Genomic DNA, 21,597 nt, shown 5'->3' on the forward strand with positions numbered 1-21,597 from the left:
TCAAGGCTTTTTAGCCGCCTTTAAACAAATCTTCTCTTACCAGACGATCCGCTATTTCTTCGACATTGTTTTTATAAATTTTAAAATCGCTATTACCGCATGTGTCGATTTTTAAATAATAATTCTTTTCGCGCGATTCATTTTCTATGGTGTTGTCATAATATTGTTTTCCTTCAGACAAATCTTTTATGGTATCTCCTTCGTATATCGTAATCGTGGCATATCTAAATTCAAAATTATCATACAATATAAAGCTTTTATCGTAATATAAAATATACTCACGCAAACCGCCGTATTCTACTATGGGCTCCTCAAAACCGGCCGATCTGCCAACTAAATTTATCTTTAACCTTTCTGCGATATTTACGGGCTTCATCCGAAATTTATCGACAAAAATACTTCTATACGGCCAGGCGCCTTGATTTTTACGTTTTTCTATCTCATACTCTTTGGATAGAACTTCCAGCCAATCATCGTTATTAAATTTATCCGTCTCATAAAAGCCTACTTTAACGGCAGATTCCCTATTGCCATAATTACAATTATCGAAGTGGTATACATAGTAGCATTTGTCGGTAACAACGGCCTGAAACAGCATGCGCCTATTTAAAAGATCTAAAATTCCTCGCTTAAATCGCTCCTCTTTGGGCAAAATTCTATCCTCTTTTAGGCAGTATCCTTGCTTGTATTTGTTGTAGTCGGGAAGGAAAACTACGGCGAAGCCTCGTGAAGTGGAATAATCTGGGATTATACGGATAAATATGGCGCAGAGTATCACCGTAAAAAGCAGCGTTGCGGCTAGGATTTTAAATTTAAGTTTGTGAAATTTCATAACGATCCTTTAGATGCCAAAGCGAGCAGATACCTCGCCGCCGCGTAAATTTTATACCTTCGCTCCGCGTTCATCACCCTAACCTTTCTAAATTTGAGATAAATTTTATGCAAATCCCGCAAAAACCAAGCCCAAATTTAGCCGTATTTTTATGTAAATCGCCTCAAACGCTCCAAAAAACGACGCCCGAATTTACTAAAATTTATGGCAAATTTTACTTTTTTATCTTTGAGTATATCCCGCCCAAAAAGTCGTTTTGATAGATAAAAAGCGTGCGTTTTAGCCACGCGGCGTCCTTTTTAGCGGCGATGCGCTTGATAGCCGATAGGTCGCCGTCTGGTCTGTTTATACCTCGCTGCGTCGTGAAAAACGCCTCGTAACCGGCCTGCCTAGCTAGACGGATCAAATTTTCGCCATATTTGCCGCGCGGCCAGCACAAAAGCCTATCCTCGATGCCCAAATTTGCGCGCATAAACTCGCGGCACCGAGCGAAATTTTCCTCAGGCGGGAGCGCGCCGAAATACTCGTCAAAATGCGTATGCGTATGCGAGTGAAAGTCAAAAACGTCCCGCATCGCAGCTATCTCGTCAAGACTCAAAAACACGTCCTGCGGACGCTGGGGGGCTACTTTTTTGTATTCGGAGTGAGTTAGCTCGATAAACTCGCCCCGCCGCATGCTCGCGCGCTCGATCCACTGCGTCACTAAAAATATCGTCGCCCGCAGCCCAAACTCGCGCAAGACCGGGTAGGCATAGACGTAGTTGTCCTTCCAACCGTCGTCAAAGGTGATGAGGATGCTTTTTTTAGGTACGGCCAGCTCGCCCTTTTTATAAGCGATAAATTCGCTCATCGTGAGCGTTTTGTAGCCAGCCTCGGCGAGAAACCTCATCTGCGAGGCAAAATCCTCCACGCTAGAAGCGATAAATCCGCCCTTTTTTAAAACGTGATGATACATCAAAACGCTAACGCTCAACGCCGCCTCCTTTAGCTCCCGTCCGCGCAACTAGCAAGACGAAAAATCCGAGCATATAAAACATATAAAGTATGCGTAAGTTTATCGCCTCAAACAGCCCGCGTACGCCGAAATAACACGCTAGCGAGATAAAAATCGCAGCAAAAAGCAGCTCGCGCGAGCGTAAAAAATGCCTAAGCGAATACGCCAAAAGCGAGATAAAACCGCCCAGTAGCAACGCCGTGCCGACCGCGCCGTAGTAGTAATAGTGCCCGATAAAAAACGGCTCGTCGTTAAACCAGTACCGCTCTCCGTTTGGCCTCGTCTGCATCATCGAGATCTGCGCGCCTTTGTCCGCCTCGTCGCGCAAAAAAGCGTCATACTGCTCCTTGCCGTGCCCAAGCCCAGTTATCGCACGCGGACTCGCAAAAAGCAGCGGCAAGCGCTCCTTTAAAATCAAATCGCGCCCCGAGCTAAAGCTAAGCCCGGCAAGTCGCTCTCTCATGCTCTCATTTTCGAGATTTGCTTCGCTTACTATACCGATCTGCAAAAATTTATACATCGCCGTGGGCGAACTCAAAACCGCCGCCGACGCGCCCGCTACGCAAACGGCAAAAATAACGGCAAAGAGTTTAAATTTACGCTTCGTCTCGCCGCCTAAGATATATAAACAAAAACCAAACATAATAAAACAAGCCAGCATCGCCCCCCAGCTGCCCCTAACGCCGCTCAAAACGTCAAGTCCCACGGCCGCAAGACAAAGCAAAGCGACCAAAATCCGCGCCCAAAGCCGCCTAAAGATAAAAACTCCCGCCAGCGCAAAAGGCAAAAATCTATCCACGTAGTCCGCATACGCACGGCGCACAACCCGCGCGTCAAATTCGCCCGCGCTACCAAGCCTCTCAAACTCGCTAAAAAGCGGTGCGGCGTAGTAGATGCTAATAACCGCAAAGCCTGCTATCAGCGCGTAAAAAAAGGCTTTTGCCTGAGCGGCCTCGCCGTTTGCCAAGACGTAAATAATAAACAAAAAGGCAAACCCGCGCCCAAACTCTTTCGCCGCATTGCCGAGAGAATCAAACTGCGGCGCATAGGGAAAAGCCGAGATCAAAAACGCGTAAAAAGCAAATGCGATAAGACAAAACGCAGGCACGCGCGAAAGGCTGAAATTTGCCCCGATCCTTGCAGCAAATCGCGTCCTATCCGTGAAATAAAGCCGGATCGCGCAAGCAAGCGCGACGTAAAGCGAGATGTTTTTCGCCGACGTCATATGCGGGATATGCTCGCAAGCGATAAAAACGCAAACGAGATATAAAGCGGCGTTTTGTAGGCGGTTTTGCAGCTTGGTCATTTTCTTCCTTAAATTTAAAACGCCCATTATAACGATAAAATCATTAAAATCCAGTAAGCGATTTTGGGCCAAATTTTACTCGCGCACGCTCAAAAATGTCCGTAAATTTATAAATTTATGCTAAATTTAGACTAAATTTCATAAAAAATAAAGGCCCAAATTTTGATATATTTTCTCATCTATTTGCTGATTTACCCATATCTTTTTATGATGAAAAAGCTAAAATTTAAAGGCGAAAAAGGTAAAATTTTACTCATACAAACCGCTAAAATCGGCGACTACGCAAACTCGACCGTGATCTTTGAAAAGCTGGGCAAATTTGACGTGCTCATAGACGAGATAAATCTAGCCTTCGCAAAACACGACCGGCGAATAGAAAAAATATTTACGATAAACGGCGTAAAACGCAAAAAAGCATCCAAACTAGGGCTCGCGCTTGAGCTTTTTTCGCGCGGCTACGAGAGCGTCTACGTGCTGATGCCAAACAGCCTAAATCTCTTTTTAGCGCGCTGCACTCTAGCTAAAAATATCGTCGCCGTACATCACTACGCGGCCTCCAGCGACTTTGCTCTGCTGGCGCTCGGTATGAAAAAAGCGCCGCATACTCTGCAAGATCTCACGCTGCTAACCTACCTAAAAACGCTCGGCGAAAGCGAGCTAAAATATGAAAAATGTTTGCAAAAACCTCTCGTTATCCCGCGCGAAAATCTCGTAAAAAGCGACAAATTTAAGATCGGCGTGAGCCTAAGTGCGGGTAATAAAATGAAAACGCCGCCAAAAAAAACCTGGGAAAAAATATTTGAGATTTTTGCCAAATTCGACTGCGAGGTTTATATTTTCGGCGTTGGCGAGGAGGCTGCGCTGCTACAAAACCTGCTCGCGGAAAATGCGGATGAAAAACGGGCGAAGAATTTAAGCGAGCGGGGAATTTGCGCGGATTTAGCCGGCAACGGCGCGAGCGAAATTTACGGCGATCTTGAAAATGCAAACGGCAAGCAAACTTCATACGCCCAAAATCATACCGAAGCAAGCTACGCCGCATCAAATTTTATCGCTCAAAACACCGCATACAAAAAGCTAATTTTAAACACAAAACGTGCCGCCGAAAACGACGACAAAAACACAAACAATGCGCCGACCATCAGAGCCCAAAACACGGACAATAAGACGACATACGATAATGCAAACGGCAAGCAAGCAAAAGCTCAAATTTGCAGCAAAAAGGGCACTAGCGACGGGTCAAATTTGAGCTCGCAAATTTGCGATACTTACGTGAAAAAATTCGGCGAAAACGAGCTAAAAATCATCTCTTTGATAGGTAAAATCAAACTAGAGGAGTTGCCGTTTTATCTCTCACAGATGCAGCTTTACGCGAGCTCGGATACCGGCAACTACTACGTCGCCGACAGCGTGCGCACGCCCACGATCTGCCTGATGGGGCCTTGTTTTGCCAGCGAACAAAGAGGCGTCGCCGACTCGCTCGTGATAAACTCGCATCTGCCGCCCGTTAGCTCCGTGTTTAAAACCGTGCGCGACATCGACGCGAGCGCGTTTTTCGAGCTTAGCGAGCAAAACCTCGCAGACATCGAGGCCTTCGTCAAAGTTCGCTATATATCCTATCTATCCCGCGAAGATAATTTTCTATGCTAAATGCCTTTATAACGGCTTCGTCGGGGCTTTTTGAGGCTGGCTTACGCAAACCATCAAAGCAGGCTAAAAGCGCGTCCGAGCTTCTTTGAACTATAAAAAAATCTTGCTTTTTCGAGGAGATTTCATAAATCTCCCTTATGACGGCGATATCCGAATACACCACGCCAAGCCCACAGCCAAGCGCCTCGATGACGACTCTAGGCAGCCCTTCGTCGCTGGAAAATCCAAGCACGTAGTCGCACGCTGCATAAATCTCGTCCATCTTTGATACAAAGCCCAGATACTCGGCCTTGCCCGATTTTATCAGCGCGTCAAATTTGGCTTTCGTGCCCGCTTTTAGCTCGCCTCCGCCGGCGAAATAGACTTTTATATCGCTTCTTTTTAGCCCCGCAAGCGCGTCGAAAACGAGCTCGTGACCTTTAAGCGTCAAGAAATTTGCGGGCATTACGATATTTATTTTTTCGGCGTCAAATTTGGCTTTTAGGGCGGCGTTTTTATCGCCCTCAAGCTCTTTATTTTTTGCATTTTGCGCGCCGTTTAGTTCGCCTCTTTTACGAAAATCGCATTCGTCCTGCGGACGACTTTCGTTTTTATTTTTGCTGTTATTTTGCCCGTTTTGCGGCTCGTTAAGCGCTTTTGCATCTTTATTTACCGATTTATCGCGCCCGATACTCAAATTTGCCTGCGACAAACCTAAATTTTTATCGCCAAGCTCTTTGTTTGAGGCGTTTCGGACGCCGTTTCGAGCTGTTAAATTTATCCTGCTAAGCATCTGGTCGGCGCGATCTTGAGTATGTAGATTTTGCGCGTCAAATTTTGCTTTTTCCTCGGATTTTGCGCACAAATTTAGCTCGTTTTCCTTACCGTAAATTCGGGGTTTAAATTTTAGCTCGCCGTCCGTATTTCCCTCTCCGCAAATTTCGCCAGTCTCGTGTAAATCCGAGCAAATTTGCCTCTCGCCGCCGGCTTCCAATCTTTCAAATTTAACGTAAATTTTATCCGTATCGCACGCGGCGCCGTTATCAAAATCGCCGTTTTTTGAGCTCACCGTTAGCCCGTCCGAAGCCGAGCCTAAAATCTCGCCGCAAGCTCGGTCGCAGATCGCCGCGTTAAAAGTCGAGCCAAAATTTTTATCGCCGATTAAAGCATCCGAATTTTCACCCGTCTCAGATTTTTCCCGTTTCAAAACAGGCGCCTCCACGGGATTATAAACCACGTTTTTAGGCATCTTTATCTGCGCGGCGTAAAATTCGTAAGTCGCGTTTGAAACGCAAACGGGCGTAAATTTTAGCCGCTTTAAAATCTCAAGCTTAAAGGGCTCGACGGGCGAGTTTTTACGCAGGTGCTGCACTACCGCGATATTTAGGGTGTTTGCGGCGGCGATGTAGGCGAGATTGGTTGAAAAGTGATTATTTAGATGAAGGATATCGGGCTGCACCTGCCGCAGCAAGCAAAGCGCGTAGTCGTAGTCTCTTTTATAGAGGTATTTTGCTAAAATTTGACCGCCCAGCGCGCGCAAAAGCTCTTTTTTTAGCTTTGAGGGCTGCTTTTTTGGCTCAAATTTTATAAATTTAGCCCCTGTTTCTTCGATGACTTGCGAGATTTTGCACTCGCCAGCCTCGTAATCACTCTCAAAAAACGCGCAAAGCTCGTATTTTTGCTGCGCGGCAAGCCCCCGCAAAAGATACAAGAAACTCTTCGTTCCGCCGCCGTATTCGCGCCCCGTATCGACGAACAAAATCTTTTTCAAATCATTTCCTTTAGCATCTCCCAGACCTCGTGCGCCTCAATTTGCAGCATACACTCCTGAAATTTGCAGTTTTTGCCGACGCAAGGCGAACAGGTGCGTGGCTTTTTGATAAATTTATGGATATTTTCGTCAAAATCCGGATTTGAGTTCACGGGCGAAGCGACGGCAAAAAGCCCGATCGTAGGCGTTTTTAGCGCAGCTGCGACATGTAGCGGACCGGTGTCGGGCGTCACTAGCACGTCAAGCCTTGCTACCAGCGCCGCAGCCTCTCGCAGACTAAATTTGCCCGCCACATTTATCACGCGTTGGTCTCTTAGCACATCTTCTAGCTGCGCGGTCATCGCTCGCTCGGCAGGACTGCCCGTTAGCACGATAACGGCGTCCGTATGCTCCAAAATAATCTCCGCCAGCTCCTGCCAACGCTGCAAAAACCACTGCCTAGAAACCGTGCTCGCCCCCATCTGAAAGCCGATAAATTTGCGCGCGCCGTAGCCTTTTAGCATCTCATCGACGCGGGTAAAATCGCTCGCCTCGAGGTATAAATTTAGCCTCGTATCGCGGCTCTCAATGCCGACAAATTTAAGCTGCTCGAGGCGGTTTAGCACGACATACCTCTCATCTCCGTAAGGCTCGGGCGTGTTTGAGTGAAAGGGACTAAATTTACTGCCGGCATTTGGCAGCTTAAAGACGTATTTAGCCCCGCTTAAAACAGCTAGCGGCGTAGCCTGCGGCTCGTTTGAGTGCAGGATAAAGATGACGTCTGGTTTTATCTTTTTTAGCTGCGATAAAGCGCGCAAAAAGCCGCCTTTTTTGCCGTCGTAGAGTAAAATTTCGTCGATATTCGGATCGGTTTTAAAAAGCGGTGCCGTAGATGGATTTAGCAGCGCGACCGTGCGTACGTGCGGGAAATTTTGCCGAAAGACGCGAAAAACGGGCGTGTTAAAAATCGTGTCGCCAAGCGCCGTGTTGCTAAAAAAACAAACCGTTTGTATGGGCTGCGTAACCAGCTGCGTTTTGCGCACGCTTTTAAAGCGCAAAATGAGCCGCGCCGCGCTCTCAAAGAGCTTCATACATCGCTTCTGTCTGCGCGACCATCGTCTCTATCGAGAAGTTTCGCACGATAAATTCCCTCGCGTTCGCGCTAAATTTCGCCCGAAGCGCCGCGTCTTCTATCAGTGTTTTTAAGGCCGCTTTGAGCGATTCTTTATCACCGTTTTTAAACAAGAGCCCCGTTTCGCCGCTATTTATCGCCTCGCCGATACCGCCCGCATCGCTACCGATGCAAGACACTCCGCACGACTGCGCCTCCAGTAGCGCCGTGCCCAGCGCCTCCATCTTTGAGGGCAGAACGAAAACGTCAAAACTACCCAAAAACTCGCTCACGTCGGTGCGCGAGCCTAGCATGTAGATATTTGGCGTCCTCATCTTTTTTAGATTTTCTTCCTGCGGACCGTCGCCGACCACGACTAAAGCGGTGTTTGGCAGATTTAGCTCGCTAAAAGCTTCAAATAATAGCTTATGATTTTTCGCCGCGCGCAAGACTGCCACGATACCGACTACGACGCAGTCCGCGCTCAAATTTAGCTCCACTTTTATATTTTTTTTAAAATTTGGATTAAACCGCGCCGTATCCACACCCGTATAGATAACATCTATCAAATTTCCCCGCACGTCCTGCGAGACGAGCTGGGATTTTACGGCGTTTGAGACGACTACGATTTTGTCATTTACGTTGTAGCTAAATGCTGATCTGATCGGCGTTTGCAGGTGTCTAGTGCGCACGACTTTCGCGCCCGTTAGCTTTGCGACGATCGCGCCGATGTTGCCGTCCTTGCCCGAGTGCGTGGCGATGACGGAGATCTTTTTTTCGCGCACGAAACGGCAAATTTTAAAAATTTCAAAAATATTATAGACCTTGCTTAGGTTAAATTCCACAAACTCGCAATCAATAGGCTTTTCAAAGCTTTTTGAGCCTGGATTTAGCGCGTAAAATACCTTAAATTTATCCTTATTTAGCCCGTTTATGACGCGCTGCGTGCGGTGCTCCTGACCGCCGAAGCCTAGCGAGCTTTCAAGCTCTAGGATGTTGATTTTGTCCGTTTTTTTCATATATTTTTGACCGCCTCGTGGATTTCCTCGTCCGCCGCGTCCTGCGCCCTTTTACTCGCGCTTTGCAGCACGATACACTTCGCGCCGCCGTAAATGGGAGCCCAGCGAGCGGCGTCCGTTTTGCCAAGCGCCAGCACCGTTTTTACGCCAAGCGCAGGAGCTAGATGCGCTACGCCGCCGTCAAGCGTAAGGACAAATTTAGCCGCCCGGATGTAGCCTGCAAGTTCATCTAGGCTCGCAGTCGAGGCAAACTCCACGCCCGCTTCTTGCGCTACTTTTTCGCCCAGTTTCGCATCCTCGGCACTAACGGCGACGTGCCTAAAATTTTGCTTTAAAAATCCCAAAATCCGCAAAATTTTAGCCTCGTCCATACGGTTTTGCTCCACTCTTGAAGAGACGTGAAAAAATACAAAATCCTTAAATTTCTCGCTTTTAAAGCTCGGCACGTAAAGCGTCTTTTCCCCGTCAAATTTCGCTCCCAGCGGCGCGGCTAGCTCGTAACAAAGCAGCACCTCGTGAGGCGGCGGATTAAAGCTTAGTTTATGCGTTATCAACGACCCGCCCTCGTTTTGCTTTGCCGCTCCTATGGTCGTTTTAGCTGCGGCTGCTCTGGCAAATATCGCGGCAGAGGGCGAATAAGCGCTTCTAAAAATCACCGTCGCATCGTATTTTTCGCGGCGAATTTGAAGTAAAATTTTACATTTCCTCCAAAATGCCCGCACCTTTGCCGCCGCTCCTTTTACGTGCTTTGGTTTCGTGTAGATATAGATTTTGTTTAAAAATGGATTGCCGCGAACGACGCATGCGTTTAGGCTATTTACCACGATATCTATCTGCGCATGCGGATGAGCCTTTCGCAGCGCTTCAATCGCTGGCGTCGTGCAGATGAGATCGCCGATATTATCGTTTCTAACGAGCAAAATTTTCACTATTTTCCTTTTTTTGCGCGATTATACCTATTTTACGCTTATACTTATTTACGCCCTCGTCCCTAGCCCGCTGGGCATAACCTAAAATTCATCAAAAAACTTATAAAATACCGCTAAATTTTAAAAGGCGAACATGAAAAAAATAGTATTTTTAAGGCTCGATTTGGATGCTATCGGCGGGGCGCAGAGATATCTCTCGCGGCTCGTTAAAGCTCTAAAAGATTCGGGCGTTGAGTGCGAGACTCGCGGATTTAACGGTAGCAAAAAGCTAAGCTCGTGGATCAAAGCCCTGCTTTTTAACTCGCAAGCAAAGCGGCAAAAGAGCGCGGACGAGATTTATTTCAGCCTTGAGCGCATCACCTGCGCCGACATCTACCGCGCGGGTGACGGCGTGCACAAAGTCTATATGAAAACCAAGCCTTTTTGGTTCACAAATCCCCTAAATTTCGTTATTCCATACCTCGAAAAGCGCACTTTTAAAAATGCCAAAAAAATCATCGCCAACTCAAATTTTATAAAGCGTCAAATTTGCGAGACCTACGGCATCGTCCCTGAAAAGATCGCGGTCGTCTATAACGGCGTAAATTTACCTACACGCGTGCAAAAAGGCTCGGCAAAGCTCGCTCTTTGCGAGGAATTCGGGCTTGATTTTCACCTACCGACGCTGCTGTTTGTGGGAAGCGGCTTTAAACGCAAGGGCGCGGAGGAGTTCTTGCGCATCGCGGCTCGCCTAAAAACCCGCGTAAACTGCCTGATCGTCGGCCGCGACAAAAACGCCACCCGCTACAAAAATCTAGCCAAGGAACTAGGCCTAAACGCCGTATTTACGGGCGCGCAAAAAAGCGCGGCGAGATTTTACGAAGGCAGCGAGCTGTTTTTGTTCCCGACGGCGTACGAGCCGTTTTCAAACGTCGTTTTGGAGGCGCTTAGCTACGGCTGCGTCGCTATCACGACCGCTCAAAACGGCGCGGCAGAGATACTACCGGGGGAGTTTGTGATGAGCTCGCCGCAAGACTACGACATCTGCGCTCTGATCGACGATATCTTAAACGACGACGAGCGGCTGGCAATGCTACAAGAGCGAAATTTGGCGCTTGCTAGCGAGTTTGGCATCGAAAAAAACGCGAACGCGACGCTGGAGATCATACGTGCGAATCTTGATTGAGCTGCCGACCTGGCTGGGCGACGCCGTGATGGCAAGCGCCGCGGTGGAGGCCATCGCAAAGCACGCGGCAACGTTTGGCGCGGGGAATTTGACGGGCGAATTTGAAGGCTTGGCTGATACTTTTACGGATGGCTCCGATTTTCATTCGGCAAGCGGCGACGAAACGGCGCGAAAATTCGACGGGGAAAATTTGACGGTCGGCGATGATGCGGGCGCTTTTGGAGACGATATAAGCGGACGAAGTTTTAGCTTTTTGTCGCAAAATTTCGGTGCAGTGATGCAGGAAATACAATTTTTTACGAATAAGAATTCGTTAAATTCGAATAGCGAATTTAACGCAAAATTTAAATCGGGCGGCGATGTAAATTTAACATCAAAAATGCAAAATTTGACGTTAAACGGGCAAAATTTAAAACCTAGCGAAACAGCGCAAATATCGACTGCGTTTGGCAAAACGGCGACGAATTCGGAGCAAAAATTTAAAAATTTGTCGCAGGATTTTAAAGCGCAGACGCAAAAGCTCGAGAATCAAGCGCAAAATTTTAAAAAAAAAGATCTACTAACAGCACAAAATCGCGAAAATTTAGCCGATAAACACGTCAAAATCGTATTTTTTGGCTCGTTTGCGGCGTGCGAGCTTTTTAAAGCTCATCCAAACTGCGAGCGCGTCGTCGTAGATAACAGCAAAAAGGCTAAATTTAGGCTCTGGCGGCTGTTTTGGCAGGCGAGAAATCTGGGCAAATTCGACGCTGCGTTTAGCTTTAGAAGCTCGTTTGCGAGTAAAATTTTACTTTACGGGGCGCGGGCGCAGCAAAAATTTATTTTCCAAAAAAGCAAAGACGGCGCGCATCAGGTGCAAAAATACCTAAAATTCGTCAAATCGGCGTTAAATTTAAAACGGGCGGACGACGAGCTAAAGCTTTACTTTGAGCCGCGCAAATTTGACGCTCCGGTGCTCGGACTAAATCCCGGCGCTAGCTACGGAAGCGCCAAACGCTGGTACCCAGCCTACTTCGCGCAGGTGGCGCTGCATTTTAAAGATAAATTTAAGATTATGATTTTCGGCGGCGTGGGCGAGCGGGATATGTGCGAGCAGATCGAGCGAATTTTACGCGAAAACGGCGCTGACTGCGAAAATCTAGCGGGCAAAACGAGCGTGAAGGAGCTTTGCGAAAATATCGGCGGTACCGGGCAAAGCGGCGGGATATTCGTCACGAACGACAGCGGCCCGATGCATATCGCAGCAGCCTACAAGACGCCTACGATCGCGCTTTTTGGGCCGACGAGATTTACACAGACCTGTCCGTGGCGCAACGAAAACGCCCGCATCCTGCACCTAAATCTAGAGTGCATGCCGTGTATGAAGCGCGCCTGCCCGCTAAAAAACCACGCTTGCATGAAAGATCTCTCACCGCAAGCCGTCATCCAGACGATCGAGCGAGAGTTTTTCGGCAAAGCGCAAGGAAATTAGGCGTTTTAGCGAGCGCGCGGCTCGTTTTCTTGAGCAACCGCAAATAAGCAAAAGCTCCTCGCGCACAAATGCTTTGAAAAAGGCGCGCGACCAAATTTAACGCACGCAAAGCACGCATTTGATATAGCGCAAGGTGGCTTAATCAGGGCAAATTTTACTATACCGATTTTTGGCGCGACTTAGGATTGTGCCGTATTTTTAGCTATCAAGAAAAGTGCAGACAAAGTAAAATTTAAACGCCTTTAAAGCTAGCAAATTTAAGCGTTTTGCATGCCGTCTATAGCGTCTCGCACACCGCAAAATCCCGCCTCACAAAACAACCTCAACCGCGTAGATATCGTCAAATTTAACCCTCGTTTTTACTACCGTTAAGCTTTTATCCATCAAATTTACGTTTGAGACTAGCCCCTCTATGCTCACGTAGCCCTGCCCGTCGTGGTATGTGATTCTTACCTTGTCGGCGGGCTTTAGTTTGCTTATTTTATTTAGGATTTCTTCTATTTTTGATTCGTCAAGATCTAGCTTTTCGCTCTTTTCTCGCTCCTGCGCTTTTAGGGCTTTTTCTAGAGTTGAGAGAGGGTTAAACGAGCTAAAGATTTTGGCTCTATCCCTATTCACCGCTTTTGTGTCCTCCTATCTTTTTGTTTCTATCTCGTCCGGTGGCCTCCGGCAGCAGATCGGTAGCCCTTAGGATGGAGTTTTTGCCGTATTTTTCTTTTATCTTATTTAGTGTTTTTAGCACCGTTTTTTCTTTTGCGTTTTCTTCTTCAAAGAGGCTTTTTTCGGTTTTGCTTTCCTTTACGACGTCGTTTGCAGATATGCCGATTTGCCTGATGAGGCCTGCGTTTTTTATCTTTTTTAGATATAGCTCCTGCACCGCGTCCATGAGTGCGCTAGCGATATTGCTCGGGGTTTTAAACCTTACCGTGGCTCTTTGCGCAGGTTCATTTTTATCGGCGAATTTGATATTTATCGTGAGCCCGCTAGCCCGCACCTCCTCGTTTATCATCTTTAGAGCTAGCCTATCGGTCATCTCTTTTAGCACGATTAGAGCCTCTAGCCTCTCGTAGTCCCTAGGTAAAATTTCAGAGCTAAAGTATGATTTGGTTGGGGGTTTATAGGCCTTGATATCGGCTATAGTGGTGGGCTCGATACCGTTTGCGTGATCTAGCGCGATGTAGGCGTCGATGCCAAACACCTTTTCTAGCAGGCTAAAGGGCGCGTTTGCCATATCCTTCATACAAAATATCCCGTATCTCTCAAGCTTTGCTCTAGTTTGCTTGCCTATACGCCAAAAATCATTTAGCGGCCGATGCGTCCAGAGCTTTTCTTTATAGAGCGCTTCGTCTAAAAAGGCGATATTATCCTCGCTGTGCTTAGCTAGGATATCAAGGGCGATTTTAGCTAGGTATAGATTCGTCCCTATGCCGCAGGTCGGCGTTACGCCCGTAGTTTTTAGGATGTCGTCCATTATCATCTTTGCCATAGCTCTAGCTTCTAGTTTATAAAATTTTAGATACGAGGTGAGGTCGATAAACGCCTCGTCGATGGAGTAAACGTAGATGTCCTCTTTGGCAACGTATTTTAGGTAGATGCCGTAAATTTTAGCCGCGTAGTCGATGTAAAACTGCATCCTGGGCGCAGCGATTATATATTTGATATTTTTAGGGATCTCAAACAGTCTGCATCTGTTTTTTACGCCGAGCGCCTTTAGTGCGGGACTAACGGCTAGACACACGCTGCTCTCGCCTCTGCTAGCGTCTGCGACGACCAAATTTGCCTCAAATGGATCAAGCCCTCGCTCAACGCACTCGACCGAGGCGTAGAAGGACTTTAGATCGATGACGGCGTAGGCGGGAGTTTGTGTTTTCATAAGTAGTTAAATTTGCCAGTGCGCCAAACGGCGTTAAAAGGCGGCTGGGCGGGCCAAATTTGACTCCGCCGCCGCAAATGCTTTTAAATTTAGCCTAAAACGCATCGTCGATAGCTTGGCAGATGATATGCCCTATCATTATGTGCATCTCTTGGATGCGCGGCGTATCGTTTGACGGCACGACCAAATTTAGCTCGCAAAGCTCGTTCATCGAGCCTCCCGTGCGGCCGCTTAAACCGATCGTTTTGATACCGATTTTTCGCGCTAGCTCGAGCGCTTTTACGACGTTGCCGCTGTTTCCGCTAGTAGAGATCGCGATGAGCAGATCGCCCTCACGGCCCAGAGCCTCCAGCTGACGCGAGAAAACGAACTCATATCCGTAGTCGTTGCCGATCGCCGTGAGCGCTGAGGTATCGGTCGTTAGAGCTATGCCAGCTAGCGCGCCGCGCTCGGTTTTGTAGCGACCCGTTAGCTCGGCTGCGATATGCTGAGCGTCTGCGGCACTTCCGCCATTTCCGCAAAGTAAAATTTTACCGCCCGCCTTTAGCGTCGCTACCGCCGTTTCGCAGGCTTTTTTGATATCAGCTTCCAGTGCAAATGTCGCTTTTATCGTGGCTAGATGTCCCTCTAGCTCGCTTTTTATCATCTCAACAGTGTTCACTTTTTATCCTTTTTATCGTCGCGCTCGTGCTTTTGCCGGCCACGAACTCCACCAGCCGCACGTCTTTTACGACACTGCTGCCGACGACTTCTTTACCTTCATAGTCCGCGCCCTTGACGAGCACGTCGGGGCGTAGTTTTTCGATCAAATTTAGAGGCGTGAGCTCGTCAAATATCGTCACGTAATCAACCGCCCCAAGAGCCGCCAGCACGGTAGCGCGGTCGGCCTGCGCGTTTACGGGGCGAGTGTCGCCTTTTAGCGCGCGCACCGAGGCGTCCGAGTTTAGTCCGACGACTAGTATATCGCCGAATTCCCGCGCTTTAGCGAGATAACCCACATGCCCCGCATGCAGGATATCAAAGCAGCCGTTTGTAAAAACAAGCCGCTTTTCGCCGCGATTTGCCAGCGTCGCGGCTAGATCATCCGCGTTTTTGATTTTCTCCTCGAAGCCGGCCGCGTTTTTACGGCGCACGAGCTCGTTTATCTCCTCAAAGCTTGCCGTCGCCGAGCCGACCTTGGCCACGACGACCGCGGCGGCTAAATTTGCCGTCTCGATCGCTTTTTTGACGCCTTCGCCCGCACCCAGCATCACGCCCAGAGTCGCTAGCACCGTGTCCCCCGCGCCCGTGACGTCAAAGACCTCTTTTGCCAGAGCAGGAAATTTAACCGCCTGCCCGTCCTCCAAAAGCGCAATGCCCTCCTCAGAGATCGTGATCAGCGAATGGGTCAAATTTAGCTCGTTTTTTAGTAAATTTAGCGCCGTAAAAAGCTGCTCGTCGTTTTCTATTTTAAAACCCACGGCCTCGCCCGCTTCTTTTTTATTGGGCGTTAGTAGCGTAGCGCCCTTGTATTTCGAGTAGTCCGCGCCTTTTGGATCGATGAGCACGGGTTTGCCCGCATCTTCGCATGCCTTTATGAGTTTTTGGCACAGCGACGGCGTCAGCACGCCTTTGCCGTAATCAGATAGCAGCGCGACGTCGTAGCTCTCCAGCGCGCGGGCGAAATTTGCCGCCAGCTCGTCCTCGCACGTTACGGCTTCGACGCTTTCTTTATCTATGCGCACGACTTGCTGATGCGTCGCCATCACACGGCTTTTTATCGAGCTCGTGCGTCCGATCTCGCGCTTGATAAACTCAGGTCTAGCGCCCTGCTCCAGCAAGATCCGCTCTATCTCGTCGCCCGTTTCGTCATCTCCGAGCACGCTTATGACGCCAACTTTCGCGCCCAATGAGAGCAAATTTAGCACCACGTTGCCCGCTCCGCCTAGGCGTTTGGTTTCGTTTTTTATCTTTACCACCTGCACGGGAGCTTCGGGCGAGATACGCTCGCAGCTACCCCAGATATAGTGATCGAGCATCAGATCGCCCGCGACCAAAGCACGTACTTCACGCATTTATCTCTTCCTCGTATATCCTTTTTATCTCGGCCGCGTAGTCTTTTATGCCCTCTTCCAGGCTAAATTTAGGCTCATATCCCAGCGCCTTTTTAGTCGGCTCGATGTCGGCTTGCGTATGGAACTGATACGAGCGCGCATACGGGTTTGGGATGTATTCGCAAGGCAAATTCGACCCCAGCTCGCGCTGCAAGATATCCACGATCTCTTGGAAGCTCCTTGCGATGCCCGTCGCCGCGTTATACACGCCGCTTGGTGCATTTAGGGCTAGCAGGTTTGCTTGCACGATGTCTTTTATATAGACGAAGTCGCGTTTGATTTTGTCGCTACCTTCAAAGAGGCGCGGATTTTTACCGCTCAAAATTTGCAGACCGAACTGCAGCACCATCGAGGCGGTTTTGTTTTTATAAAACTCCCTCGCGCCATAAACGTTAAAGTATCTCAGCCCTACGACCGCTACGCCCTTTTTAGCGTATTTTCGGCCCAGATCGTCCATTTTTAGCTTTGAAAAGCCGTAGACGTTACTCGGCACTTCGCATTCGCCCACTCTTTGCGGGCTTTTTGCGTTGCCGTAGGTGGCGCCGGAGCTCGCGTATATCATCCTAGCGCCCGTTTTTTCGCAGATATCCAGCAGATCTTTAAAGCTATTTAGATTCGTCCTTACGAGCTCGCCCTGCTCGGTCACCGTGGTATCCGAGATCGCCGCCTCGTGAAAGATCGCTTCGGGAGCGAATTTCTCGATCATAGCTAGCGTCTTTGCGCAGTTTATGTCGCCCTCGTAAATTTCGCCCGAAAATCCGAGCAAATTTTTAAAATGCCCGAAGCTTTTGAGGTTGCCGTTGCTAAATTTCTCGTCGCTTCTAAATTTATCCACGGCGAGCACTTCTACGTCTTTTAAATTTTCATCGAAATAATGCGCCAAATTTGAGCCGATAAAGCCCGCAGCGCCAGTTATTACGACCTTTTTTATATCTTTCATATTTTTCCTTCTTTTTTTAAAAACTCCAGCGCGTCCGCCACGCTTTTTAGACTGTCGCCCAGCTTTAAATTTACCCCTACGCCCGCGCTTTGCCCCGCCCGCACGTCGCTATCCTTGTCGCCTATCATTATTGAGCGCGCAAGGTCGATGTTTAGCTCGTTTGCGGCATTTAGTAACATGCCTGGCTCCGGTTTACGGCAACCGCAAAGAGCCTCCGGCGCATGCGGACAAAAGTAAATTTTCTCTATCTTTACGCCCTCTTTTTCAAACTCGCCCAGCATAAACCCGCAAAGCTCTTCAAACTGCTCCAGCGTATAGTAGCCTCGCCCGATGCCTGATTGATTCGTCACCACGACTAGCGCGTAGCCTGCTTGCACAAACTCCCTCAAAGCGGCGAAAATACCCTTTTTAAAAACGAAATCCTCGCGTCTATAAACATAGCCTGCATCCTCGTTTATAACGCCGTCGCGATCAAGAAAAAGCGCTTTTTTGGGCGCCGTTTTAAACTCTGTTTTATCCATAGCGAAAATTATACAGAAAAAAGCTAAATTTAAATGAAAATCGCCGCCCGCGCCGCACCCTAAACTTAATATTAAAAACTAATGTAAAATTTAGCTTTTAAGACTATAATATAGTTACAAATTCTATCAAAAAGGACTGAAAAATGAAAAAGCTTATCATTGTCTCAGGTGTGGCCGCATTGCTGGCCGGTAGCCTATTTGCCGCGGACGGCGCGACTCTTTACAAAAAATGCGCAGCCTGTCACGGACCGAAAGCCGAAAAAGTGTATCTAAATAAGGTTCCTGCGCTAAACACGCTTTCAAAAGAGAGTATCACTGAGAGCCTAAAAGGATACAAAGCCGGCACTTTGGATAAATTTAAAACTTCAGCTATGATGAAACCCATCTCAAAACCTCTTAGCGATGATGATATCGCAGCTCTTTCGGAGTATATCTCTACTTTAAAATAATCCTTTCGGCGGAGATTTTCCGCCGATTTTTTCCCTTTGCTCGGGTTTCATTTTAGTGACTTTTTTATAAATTTTCTTTTAAGCTTTTAAGGCTATAATCTCGGTCTAAATTTCTATCAAAAAGGATGCAAAATGAAAATCACTCACATTACGGCGGCGGTTTTGGCGCTAAATTTATCTCTATTTGCGGCCGACGGAGCGCAAATTTACAAAAAATGCTCAGCCTGTCACGGCAAAAAAGCGGAGTTAAAATACGCAAATAAAGTCCCCGCATTAACTAGCATCAGCAAAGAAGAACGCGTAAAAGCCTTGCAAGGCTACAAAGACGGCTCAAACGATAGCTTTGGTATGGGCAAGGTGATGCAACCCCAAGCTAAAGCTTTAAGCGACGAGGATATAGAGGCAGTGAGCGAGTATATCGAGAGTCTAAAATAATCTTTGCGATCTAAACCTCGAAAATCTCGGTAATCGATGGGACAAACTGCGAAGCGACCGAAATAATCTCGCGCATGGATCCTGCTCTCGCTTGTCCAACTTAAAATTGCATTTTGGCCGCGGCGGTTTTCGAGCGGATTTATGATGCATGCCAGCACCGACTCGCCAAAAACGGCGCCAGCATCGTAAACCGGCATCCCGTCCAGACATATCGCACCGCTTCTAACCGTTCGCCTCGCCCTAAACCGGGGCGGTTTTTGAGCTTTTGCCGATCGGTTCGTTAAAAGCGGCGGTTTCGCGGCTAAAATTCGCCCTCGTAAAATTTCTACTCGTAGCCGCGGGTAGCGGGTATTTGCTTTGCTAAATTTGATACTCGCTAGAGCTCAACTCGCCTCGTAAAAGTTTGCCAAAGCGTGCAGCCGCGGCATCTACGGCATCGTCGCTAAACTCGCCGGGCTCAAACCCGCCGCTGATAAACGGCACGGCAAAGTCCATCCCGCAGTAGTTTGCCGCGATCTTAAGCGGCGTTAAAATTTCATCCATGCTATAGCCGATCGCGCCCTGCTTAGAGTATTCGCTAAGCGGCGTACTAGCGCTTAGCGCGAGCTGCAGGACCTTGCCCCTAAGCGCGCCGGAGCCCACCAGTTCGTGCGAAAAAACGGCGTCGAGATAGGCCTTCAGCATAGGCGGCACGTTTAGCCAGTACAGCGGATACAAAAACACGATACGATCCGCGCCGCGTAGTGCTTCTTGCTCGGCGCGAGCGTCGATGCGCGCAACGTCCAAGCCGTAAAGCCCCTCCAAATGGCGCACCTCCGTATCCACAGCACCCTTTGCGACCTGTGATAGGGCTTTGTTTACGCGCGAGGCGGCGAAATTCGGATGCGATAAGATCACGAGCGTTTTCATGTTGTATCCTTCGTTAAAATTTTGAGAAATTATATCACCAAAAGGCTAAAAGTAGATTAAGAGGTCTTGCGAAAGCAAGGCGTTATTTTGCTCGCGAGGGAGCAGAAATTTGCGGGATCAGACCTTGCTCGCGCGGCAATCGTAGCGATTAAATTTTAAAACGACGATAATGACCCGCTTAGCAGCGGCGCATATCAGGCCTGTATGCCAAGGGTAGCCTGCGCGAGCCTAAAAAACCGACAAGGGGCTTTGCGAGCGGCTAAATACACCGACCGTCCCGCTCGCTCGCGAGCTAAAAAACGTCGCAAAGCGTAGTTTCACAACGAGCGTATCCGCAACCGCACCGCCTAAAAACAGCTCGCACAAGATAAATTTAACCGCCAAAACTGCAAGCAACGCCGCCCAAAACGCCCGCCTTCGTTGCAAATTATACACAAAGCAGACAAAGCCCTTATTTTCGATAGGCTCAAGATAAGTTAAGCGGATTTTATCTTATCATCTTTAGTAAAATATGATAGAAAGTTTTTGTATCTTTACTGTTTATTATATCTAAACTCTACTTCGCTACACTCGTAGCTGCGTCTTGAAAAGCTACGAATACAGTGAAGTAGAGCATAACACATTCCTTTAGATAAAGCAAGAAATTCTCTTTGTTTAGTTTCTCTGCGGTCGCTACCGTCACTACGCTTGAGAAGATTTCTTTAAATTTTGTTTAGCATATCTCCCTCTGCTCTACTTCGCTAAACTCGTAGCCTTTCAGGAGGCAGTAGCAACACAAGTCGCAGCTCTTGTGCTTAGCCACGTTTTGCTTGCTACTGATAAGACGCACTCTCTTTGAGAAAAAGTTTTTTATACCGTTTATGTGATTTTTACCGTTAGCGTCTTATAAAGTAATAAGCGTAGCATAATTAAAATTCATTTTTAGAATGTTTTACCCTGTAGTGTGCTTTAGCTCCGTAATCAACCAAACCATCGTAAGCTTTCCGGCAATCAGAGTATATAGTAGAGCTATCAAGCTTGCTATATTGCGATAGTATAGGTATTAATTCACTAGCAGAGCAGTTTTTAATTATTTGGGTATAAACTCTGCCATCTCTTTTAAACATACCGTTGTGCTCTACTTCACTGTGTTCGTAGCTTTTTAAGGCGCAGTAACGAGCGGTCCCGAGCCATTAGGCGACGGTAGCTAGCGGAGCGACGCTAAGCGAAGTTAAGCACCGGAGTTTTATTTGCTATACCTCTACCTCTTTTCTCAAAGAGAGTGTGAGCACAAGACCTCTTACTCTTTAGACATTAGAATTCTTATTTCTCTAAAGATTTTACATAGTGTTACTTCTGAAATTTTAGTTAAATTCGATATCTTTGATGCTTCTATATCCTCTGTGAAGTACTTTAGAATTTCTCTAAATTTAGCTTCAGAAATTCTTGAACGGACCATATACTTATTTTTCATTGATAAAATCATAGTTCTTGTGCTTAGCTTCACTTCGTTTGCTACTGATAAGACGCGCTCTCTTTGAGAAAAACTCCTTTGGAAGTTTTTAACTTATCTTGAGCCTTTCGATATTGTAGTCCATTATTTCACCAACAATTCTTTGATCGCTTCAGTCATAGCATCCACTGAGCCGAGCGCCTGCACGTTTAGCAGATACTTACCGCCGACGACGAACGCCGGCACGCCTTGGATCTTGGCTACGTCGTAGCTCTCGTCCCATGTTTTTAGGATCTCTTGCGCACGCGCAGAGTCTAGAGCTTTGTCGTAGTCTGCGTCGCTCACGCCCGTCGCGCCATAGCTCTGCGGCAAAATACGTCGTCGCGCCGTCGCAATGCGCACTATCGCGCGCTAAAAGTGTTTTCGCTCCGCGGTAAAGCTATCGCCGATACCTGGGTTATCTACCGGCTATCGCGCGCCAAAAACGCTTTCACGCCCGCGCCGCAAAGCAAACTCCTGCGCTCGCCTAAGCCTCCAAAACCCGCCTAGCGATCAGGCTTTGTCCGCCCTCCTCTTTGACGCTGCAAAGTATTAAATTTCGCTGCTCAAAAAAGGCCTCCAGTCGCTCGTCCCCGTCTAGAAGGATCTCGCTTACGATCCGCCCGACGCTTGGCAAAAAGCGCCAAACGCCGATTTTTACGTCAAGGGCCTGCACTCGCACGCTTTTGCCGTCTAAGAT

The 21,597-nt window shown here is 47.9% G+C and carries 21 protein-coding genes and 2 pseudogenes; 5 read left to right on the top strand and 18 right to left on the bottom strand.

The window, feature by feature from the left end:
• Positions 1-10: 10 nt before the first annotated feature.
• The 3 genes from CRECT_RS08625 to CRECT_RS08635 all read right to left on the bottom strand — a co-directional run bounded on the left by CRECT_RS08625 (position 11) and on the right by CRECT_RS08635 (position 3,132).
• Positions 11-832 carry a hypothetical protein gene (locus CRECT_RS08625; protein ID WP_004320175.1) on the bottom strand — a complete coding sequence of 274 codons (822 nt, stop codon included), beginning with the start codon at positions 830-832 and terminating at the stop codon, positions 11-13.
• A 214-nt stretch (positions 833-1,046) separates the two neighbouring features.
• Positions 1,047-1,805 carry a polysaccharide deacetylase family protein gene (locus tag CRECT_RS08630; RefSeq protein ID WP_004320182.1) on the bottom strand — a complete coding sequence of 253 codons (759 nt, stop codon included), beginning with the start codon at positions 1,803-1,805 and terminating at the stop codon, positions 1,047-1,049.
• Positions 1,795-3,132 carry an O-antigen ligase family protein gene (locus tag CRECT_RS08635; RefSeq protein WP_004320224.1) on the bottom strand — a complete coding sequence of 446 codons (1,338 nt, stop codon included), beginning with the start codon at positions 3,130-3,132 and terminating at the stop codon, positions 1,795-1,797. The genes CRECT_RS08630 and CRECT_RS08635 overlap by 11 nt, the downstream gene beginning before the upstream one ends.
• Before the next feature lie 162 nt (positions 3,133-3,294).
• Between CRECT_RS08635 and CRECT_RS12720 the strand changes: the two genes are divergently transcribed.
• Positions 3,295-4,782 (top strand): glycosyltransferase family 9 protein, encoded by a 1,488-nt coding sequence (locus tag CRECT_RS12720; protein ID WP_050771502.1) that lies wholly within the window; start codon positions 3,295-3,297, stop codon positions 4,780-4,782.
• On the opposite strand, the gene CRECT_RS12725 is transcribed toward CRECT_RS12720, so the two are convergent.
• From CRECT_RS12725 to CRECT_RS08670, 4 genes are read right to left on the bottom strand one after another with little or no spacing between them, the layout of a single operon-like run.
• Positions 4,730-6,532, bottom strand: a complete 1,803-nt coding sequence (locus tag CRECT_RS12725) for a glycosyltransferase (protein WP_004320218.1) — start codon at positions 6,530-6,532, stop codon at positions 4,730-4,732. The genes CRECT_RS12720 and CRECT_RS12725 overlap by 53 nt on opposite strands.
• Entirely contained in the window at positions 6,529-7,602 is a 1,074-nt protein-coding gene (locus CRECT_RS08660) for a glycosyltransferase family 9 protein (RefSeq protein WP_004320176.1), read from the bottom strand. The genes CRECT_RS12725 and CRECT_RS08660 overlap by 4 nt, the downstream gene beginning before the upstream one ends.
• Positions 7,589-8,641 (bottom strand): glycosyltransferase family 4 protein, encoded by a 1,053-nt coding sequence (locus CRECT_RS08665; RefSeq protein ID WP_039888297.1) that lies wholly within the window; start codon positions 8,639-8,641, stop codon positions 7,589-7,591. The genes CRECT_RS08660 and CRECT_RS08665 overlap by 14 nt, the downstream gene beginning before the upstream one ends.
• Entirely contained in the window at positions 8,638-9,570 is a 933-nt protein-coding gene (locus CRECT_RS08670; RefSeq protein WP_004320207.1) for a glycosyltransferase family 9 protein, read from the bottom strand. Before CRECT_RS08670 ends, CRECT_RS08665 begins: the two co-directional genes overlap by 4 nt.
• 133 nt (positions 9,571-9,703) lie before the next feature.
• Between CRECT_RS08670 and CRECT_RS08675 the strand changes: the two genes are divergently transcribed.
• Positions 9,704-10,735 carry a glycosyltransferase family 4 protein gene (locus tag CRECT_RS08675; RefSeq protein WP_004320216.1) on the top strand — a complete coding sequence of 344 codons (1,032 nt, stop codon included), beginning with the start codon at positions 9,704-9,706 and terminating at the stop codon, positions 10,733-10,735.
• A 433-nt stretch (positions 10,736-11,168) separates the two neighbouring features.
• Positions 11,169-12,206 carry a glycosyltransferase family 9 protein gene (locus CRECT_RS08685; RefSeq protein WP_039888308.1) on the top strand — a complete coding sequence of 346 codons (1,038 nt, stop codon included), beginning with the start codon at positions 11,169-11,171 and terminating at the stop codon, positions 12,204-12,206.
• Between the two features lie 309 nt (positions 12,207-12,515).
• On the opposite strand, the gene CRECT_RS08690 is transcribed toward CRECT_RS08685, so the two are convergent.
• From CRECT_RS08690 to gmhB, 6 genes are all read right to left on the bottom strand, one after another.
• Positions 12,516-12,824 (bottom strand): YolD-like family protein, encoded by a 309-nt coding sequence (locus tag CRECT_RS08690; protein WP_039888850.1) that lies wholly within the window; start codon positions 12,822-12,824, stop codon positions 12,516-12,518.
• Positions 12,817-14,079, bottom strand: coding sequence for a Y-family DNA polymerase (locus CRECT_RS08695; protein WP_171992713.1), 1,263 nt, complete (start codon positions 14,077-14,079; stop codon positions 12,817-12,819). The genes CRECT_RS08690 and CRECT_RS08695 overlap by 8 nt, the downstream gene beginning before the upstream one ends.
• 94 nt (positions 14,080-14,173) lie before the next feature.
• Positions 14,174-14,725: a D-sedoheptulose 7-phosphate isomerase gene (gene gmhA, locus CRECT_RS08700; RefSeq protein ID WP_039888510.1), complete on the bottom strand. Its 552-nt coding sequence runs from the start codon at positions 14,723-14,725 to the stop codon at positions 14,174-14,176.
• A gap of 1 nt (position 14,726) precedes the next feature.
• A complete protein-coding gene (gene rfaE1 / locus CRECT_RS08705; RefSeq protein WP_002945448.1) occupies positions 14,727-16,133 on the bottom strand; it encodes a D-glycero-beta-D-manno-heptose-7-phosphate kinase in 1,407 nt (468 codons plus the stop codon).
• Positions 16,126-17,112, bottom strand: coding sequence for an ADP-glyceromanno-heptose 6-epimerase (rfaD, locus tag CRECT_RS08710; protein WP_002945444.1), 987 nt, complete (start codon positions 17,110-17,112; stop codon positions 16,126-16,128). The genes rfaE1 and rfaD overlap by 8 nt, the downstream gene beginning before the upstream one ends.
• A complete protein-coding gene (gene gmhB / locus CRECT_RS08715) occupies positions 17,109-17,633 on the bottom strand; it encodes a D-glycero-beta-D-manno-heptose 1,7-bisphosphate 7-phosphatase (protein WP_002945462.1) in 525 nt (174 codons plus the stop codon). The genes rfaD and gmhB overlap by 4 nt, the downstream gene beginning before the upstream one ends.
• Positions 17,634-17,776: 143 nt before the next feature.
• Between gmhB and CRECT_RS08720 the strand changes: the two genes are divergently transcribed.
• The gene (locus tag CRECT_RS08720; RefSeq protein ID WP_002945479.1) at positions 17,777-18,082 is read left to right on the top strand and encodes a c-type cytochrome; all 306 of its coding nucleotides are present in this window, start codon (positions 17,777-17,779) and stop codon (positions 18,080-18,082) included.
• Between the two features lie 132 nt (positions 18,083-18,214).
• The gene (locus CRECT_RS08725; RefSeq protein ID WP_002945455.1) at positions 18,215-18,517 is read left to right on the top strand and encodes a c-type cytochrome; all 303 of its coding nucleotides are present in this window, start codon (positions 18,215-18,217) and stop codon (positions 18,515-18,517) included.
• A gap of 360 nt (positions 18,518-18,877) precedes the next feature.
• Here the strand turns inward: CRECT_RS08725 and CRECT_RS08730 are convergent, their stop codons facing one another.
• The 5 genes and pseudogenes from CRECT_RS08730 to CRECT_RS08750 form a co-directional block, all read right to left on the bottom strand.
• Entirely contained in the window at positions 18,878-19,426 is a 549-nt protein-coding gene (locus CRECT_RS08730; protein ID WP_002945486.1) for an NAD(P)H-dependent oxidoreductase, read from the bottom strand.
• 793 nt (positions 19,427-20,219) lie between these two features.
• Positions 20,220-20,535 (bottom strand): annotated as a pseudogene (locus tag CRECT_RS08735) (transposase); the annotation flags it as partial.
• A 102-nt stretch (positions 20,536-20,637) separates the two neighbouring features.
• A pseudogene (locus tag CRECT_RS08740) lies at positions 20,638-20,891 on the bottom strand (IS1595 family transposase); the annotation flags it as partial.
• Positions 20,892-21,002: 111 nt separating this feature from the next.
• Entirely contained in the window at positions 21,003-21,230 is a 228-nt protein-coding gene (locus CRECT_RS08745) for a DsbA family protein (RefSeq protein WP_002945443.1), read from the bottom strand.
• 154 nt (positions 21,231-21,384) lie between these two features.
• Complete coding sequence (locus tag CRECT_RS08750; protein WP_002945427.1) at positions 21,385-21,579, bottom strand: hypothetical protein; 195 nt, start codon at positions 21,577-21,579, stop codon at positions 21,385-21,387.
• Positions 21,580-21,597 lie beyond the last annotated feature (18 nt).

The sequence above is a fragment of the Campylobacter rectus genome (assembly GCF_004803795.1).
GTDB classification, from domain to species: domain Bacteria; phylum Campylobacterota; class Campylobacteria; order Campylobacterales; family Campylobacteraceae; genus Campylobacter_A; species Campylobacter_A rectus.